This is a genomic window from Chamaesiphon sp. VAR_48_metabat_135_sub (genome assembly GCF_031418915.1).
Lineage (GTDB): Bacteria > Cyanobacteriota > Cyanobacteriia > Cyanobacteriales > Chamaesiphonaceae > Chamaesiphon.
Map to the genome: position 1 here is coordinate 1 of NZ_JANOJV010000153.1, position 4629 is coordinate 4629.

General features: G+C 43.0%; 5 protein-coding genes. All 5 read right to left on the reverse strand.

The annotated features are described in order from the left end of the window. Window positions 1-1166 (reverse strand): LptF/LptG family permease (locus RMO55_RS11135; protein ID WP_310426547.1); only part of this gene is annotated, 1166 nt, incomplete at its 3' end. Between the two features lie 244 nt (window positions 1167-1410). Then, entirely contained in the window at window positions 1411-2139 is a 729-nt protein-coding gene (gene lptB, locus RMO55_RS11140) for an LPS export ABC transporter ATP-binding protein (RefSeq protein ID WP_310426549.1), read from the reverse strand. A 172-nt stretch (window positions 2140-2311) separates the two neighbouring features. After that, complete coding sequence (locus RMO55_RS11145; protein WP_310426550.1) at window positions 2312-3046, reverse strand: LptA/OstA family protein; 735 nt, start codon at window positions 3044-3046, stop codon at window positions 2312-2314. A 151-nt stretch (window positions 3047-3197) separates the two neighbouring features. Then, window positions 3198-3911: a bifunctional demethylmenaquinone methyltransferase/2-methoxy-6-polyprenyl-1,4-benzoquinol methylase UbiE gene (gene ubiE, locus RMO55_RS11150; protein WP_310426552.1), complete on the reverse strand. Its 714-nt coding sequence runs from the start codon at window positions 3909-3911 to the stop codon at window positions 3198-3200. 88 nt (window positions 3912-3999) lie between these two features. Continuing rightward, window positions 4000-4584: a protoporphyrinogen oxidase HemJ gene (hemJ, locus tag RMO55_RS11155; RefSeq protein WP_310426553.1), complete on the reverse strand. Its 585-nt coding sequence runs from the start codon at window positions 4582-4584 to the stop codon at window positions 4000-4002. Window positions 4585-4629: the final 45 nt, after the last annotated feature.

Consider the following 4629-nt stretch of genomic DNA (forward strand, 5'->3'; position numbering starts at 1 on the left):
TATTTTGCTGCTTGAGCGACCAACCAGCCACCGATCGCGACCCCAATAAAATTTGGCAACCATCCAGCTAAAAACGGCGAAATAATCTCAGCTTGTCCTAAAGCTCCAGCAATAAACATAATTAAGTAATAGCCGAAAATCATTAGTACGCTGACTCCAAAACTAGTCGCCTTACCCGTGCGTTGAGGGCGAATTCCCATCGCCGATCCGATTAATCCAAATACGATACAAACGAAAGGAAAGGCTAGTTTTCTTTGAATATTTACCGCAACTAAAAGAATTTTTTTCTTGTCGCCACTCAGCCTAATTTGCTCCGAATAATCTATCAATTCAGTAATACTCATGTCCTCAGTATTTTTGTCTGGGGCGGCTAATTCAAATGGCGATTTGGGTAGTTGTAACTGTTGATGCTCGAAGGTAATAATATTGCGGTAGGAAGCATCGGGAGCGATCAGATAAATAGTCCCATTAGAAAATTCCCAGGTATTTTTATTGCTATTCCAGACCGCAGATTTAGCATTCAAGATTTGACTTAAACCCTTGTCTTGTTGAGATCGATCGACGATTGTCAATCCAGACATCGTTTTACCATCAAATTTTTCAGCATAAAATAGTCGGACTAATACCTGTTCCTTTTTGCCATTGCGATCGACTTCTTTATATTCAGGAACGATAATATTATCCTTCTTAAATGTTGGTTTATCTTGTTTTAATGCTTTGGTCAGCGTTGTTGTCGCTCGTTGGCTAGCTACGGGAACGAGTGACTCATTAAAAAAGAAGGTGATTCCAGTCACAATAATACTCAAAATCAGCGCAGGTAAAATCAATCGATAGACACTAATTCCACAACTCCGAAAAGCGATAATTTCACTAGCGGCAGAAAATTGACTATAGGTCATCATTCCCGCCAGTAGAATAGACATCGGAAAAGCATAGACCACATATTGAGGCATTTTCAGTGCCATTACTTCGATCGCCACTGTAATCGGCAATCCCGCTTCGGCTACTTGGCGCACGAGATCGAATAAACTACCAATTGCTAAAACGATCGAGGAAAATGCCCCAACCCCAAATAAAAATGGCATCAGTAATTGGATGAAAATATATCGATCCATCACCGAAATACCTGGCAATAATATCTTCGATAAACTTGTTTTACCAACCATATTTAATTAGTTGAAAGTTGAAAGTTGAAAGCGAAAAGTGCGGTCTTGGGGTTTCCCCAAGTAAAGCACCTTTTCAAGACAGTTGAAAGTGAATTATTGTTTATCGATTGCTCCCTCCCCTGCTTGGTGCGCTAACACTGTCGGGGAACCCGAACAGTGCGCGCATCCGCTTTGTAAGGGGAGGGCTGGGGTGGGGTAAAGATCTACGCAGCAACTCAAACAAGCACATTAAACACCCTATCTACTAAAACTGAAAATCACTACCGAGATAATATTGACGTACCAAAGGATTGCTGTACATTTCCTCCGTGCTACCAGAAGCTAATACCTGACCCTCCCGCATGATGTATGCTCGATCGGTAACGGCTAGAGTTTCGCGAACATTATGGTCTGTAATCAGGATACCCATATTTCGATCGCGTAGTTTGGCAATAATTTTCTGAATCTCCGCTACGGCGATTGGATCTACCCCTGCAAAAGGTTCATCTAGAAACAAAAATTTTGGCCCATTAATCCCCGCTGCAAGGGAGCGAGCCAATTCTGTGCGTCGTCTTTCTCCGCCCGACACTTGACTACCCAGGGTATCCACAACCTTCTCTAGATTAAATTCGGTAATTAAATCTGTTAACTTTTGATTCCAGAGCTTGCGGGGTACCTTTGTTTGCTCCATCACCAGCAGCAGATTATCGAGCACCGTGATACTCCGAAAGATACTCGCCTCCTGAGCCAAATAACCAATTCCCAACCGCGCCCGCTGGTGAATCGATAAACTGGTAATATCGTCGTCATCCAGCCAGACTTTGCCCTGATTGGGCTTTTCCAGTCCAGTGGCGATATAAAATGTGGTAGTCTTCCCCGCACCATTCGGGCCGAGTAAACCCACAATCTCGCCCTGAGATACCGACAGGCTGACGCGATTGACAATACTTCGTTTCCCGTAGGATTTATGGATGTTTTCAAGAACAATTTTCACGGGATAAAGTAGGATCGATCGGTTAAACTCATACTAATTAAAATAAGTTGCTGGATAATAGACCTCGTTTAAAGGTGGACTTACCCCCCAACCCCCCCTTGGGGGGCTTTTGCTCCCTCCCCTTTACAAGGGTAGGGCTGGGGTGGGGTAACGGAACTACGCAGCAACTATCCTAATTACTAGTTTTGTCAGGAATGACATAGATAGATTGCACGGGTATCCCTGGTTTTTGTTTAGCAACAAATCGCCCTTCCTCAATTAGATAGGTAATCGTATCCCCTTGTAAACTACTCCCATCTTGAACGACGAGGACATTTCCCGATAAGACAATTTGTTTCCCTTTGATATTATATTGCGCGACATTGGCTCGCGCTTGAAGCTTCTTATCGGGGTAGCTGAGTCGCACATTCCCTCTGGCAATAGCTATTTCCGTCTTAGTATTGGCTTCTTGAATATTAGATAAGATCGTCAGCCCTTTACCACCCTGTTCGGCAAGAACATAGTTACTACGGACTTGCTGTTTGACTTTGGGATTGGCGATAAATTTCCCTTCCTCAATCAGATAAATCACACTCTCGCCTTCCAAAGTATTCCCATCTTGGACGATTAAGACGTTACCAGTCAGGAGGATGCGCTTTTGCTTGATATAGTACTGGGCGAGATTAGCTCTAGCTTGAACTTTGCGACTAGGATAGTTAAGCCGAACATTCCCGCGTGCGGTAACTACTTCGGTTTTAGAATTGGCTTCTTGAGTATCTGCTTGGATGGATAATCCTTGAGGATTTGGCTGTTGGGCTTGAACTGGTCTGAGATGGGGTAAAGTAATAGTGCCACCACAAGCGATCGACAGCAGTAGCAGCCATCGCCAAGGTGAGGATCGAAGAAAAGTGTGAGTTAAGCGTTGCATGTATTAAATCTTATCTGGATTTGGTAGTCCAGATCGATAAAGTAAGCGAAAACTTCGGTCAACTAAATCTGGCATAGTTGTACCCTTAGCTAATTGACGCGCTCAATTTACCAGAAGTTTCGCACCAAGCTTGACTCGATCTCAACTATCCCTATTTTGTCAATACTAATACACCCATCATCCCACTGGCGATCGGATAATGAGTTGCATGACTAAATCCAGCATCCAATCCCAATTGTACCTGCTCTCTTCCCGTCGGAAAACGATCGAGACTAGGGTTTAAATAGGCATATTCATCCGTCATCCCCAATTGGGCTGCTTTGGGGACGACAATCGCCGCTAGATACCATTGCTGAAAGCGACGGACTAAATTACTATTCGGACGATGGAAGTCGAGAATCGCTACCTTTGCATTGGGTTTGAGAACGCGGTGTAATTCTGCTAAACAGCGCGGAATATCTGTGACATTCCGTAAGCCATAACCCATCGTTGCTGCATCGAAATAATTATCTGCAAATGGTAAATTGAGTGCGTCAGCTTCTACCCAGTTAATCCAATCTAGTGGTGGATAAATATCAGCGATTCTGGCTGCTGCATTTTCGAGTTGTGCGGGGGCAAAATCAGCACCAATTACCGTACCTTTAGCTCCAACTTGTTTTGCCATCAGTTGCGTAATATCGCCACTACCACAACAGAGGTCTAGGCAAGTATCGCCAGATTTTGCGCCACTCCAAGATACGGTCATTTGTTTCCAAACCCAATGAATACCTAAACTGAGATCGTTATTCAATCGATCGTATACTGGCGCAATTCGATTAAAGATTGCTTGAATATCTGTAGATGTATAGTTTGATTTAATTGGCATCAGTGTTTAGTTGAAAGTTGAAAGTTGAAAGTTAAGAAGATATGACTCTCAACTTTCTTATTGTTTCTCAATATTTGAATATTACAAACTAGGCATTTGTTTCAGTTGTAAAAGTTAGATCGGCTGCTAATTTCTCAGCATCTAGCCTCCGCTTGCGGGCGTAGAGTTGAATTGTTGCAGCCATTAGTACGACTAATCCGACAATTAAATAACCAGTTAGATCGGTTGGTAAATTATTTTTAAAGATTGCTAATAGGACGATCGCGACTAAGAATAAAGTAGGCAATTCATTCAGCGCACGCAACTGTTGGCTACTCCATTTGCACTCATCTATTGCGAGTTTTTTCATCAAACTCTTACAATAGTGGTGATATCCAATTAACAGCACTACCAAACCAATTTTAATATGCAGCCAAGATTGATGAATAATTCCTGGCTCTGTCGAAATAATCCCGATCGCCATCGCGATCGTTACCAACATTCCTGGTGTGGTAATAATACTATAGAGCCGCTTTTCCATGATTTGGTACTGCGCTTTGAGAATACTTCGTGCGGGTTCTGGTTGCTCATTTGCCTCGACATGATAAATAAACAATCGCACTAAATAAAATAAGCCCGCAAACCAAACTGTAAAACCAATAATATGAAAAGACTTAAACCATTGATATGCCATAGAAGGGGGAGGGGAGAGAGAGTTGGGGTGTGGGGGTGTGGGGGT

Bases quoted from the DNA above. Each gene is read 5' to 3' on its own strand.
- hemJ (WP_310426553.1), bottom strand. From the start codon at position 4,584: ATGGCATATCAATGGTTTAAGTCTTTTCATATTATTGGTTTTACAGTT.
- ubiE (WP_310426552.1), bottom strand. From the start codon at position 3,911: ATGCCAATTAAATCAAACTATACATCTACAGATATTCAAGCAATCTTT.
- RMO55_RS11145 (WP_310426550.1), bottom strand. From the start codon at position 3,046: ATGCAACGCTTAACTCACACTTTTCTTCGATCCTCACCTTGGCGATGG.